A 268-nucleotide genomic window follows, 5' to 3' on the forward strand; every position below is an offset into this window, starting at 1 on the left:
GCGGCGGTGTCCACAATTTAGGCTTAGCACTATAGGTGTAGCGGGCTAATAACATACTATCTTTCTTATCCGTCTTGTTGCGACTTCCTAAACTAGCAGCATAGCTTTTGACGTAAGCAGGATTGATGATGCTAACGTTAAGCTTTTTATCAAATAGGTAGTAGGCGATGTTCTCGTGATAGACGCCTGTAGCTTCAAGGGTTATGTGGATGTTGTTTAAGTCATCAGTAATGTTAGCAATTAGCCAGTTGATAAGAGCAGCATAGTC

1 protein-coding gene is annotated in these 268 nt (G+C 41.8%); it reads right to left on the bottom strand.

Annotated elements, in window-relative coordinates; all coding sequences use genetic code 11:
* A partial coding sequence (locus tag AAEZ06_RS27410; protein WP_350617258.1) for an IS110 family transposase occupies positions 1-268 on the bottom strand: 268 nt, incomplete at both ends.

It is taken from the genome of Pseudomonas sp. HY7a-MNA-CIBAN-0227 (genome assembly GCF_040310325.1).
GTDB lineage: Bacteria > Pseudomonadota > Gammaproteobacteria > Pseudomonadales > Pseudomonadaceae > Aquipseudomonas.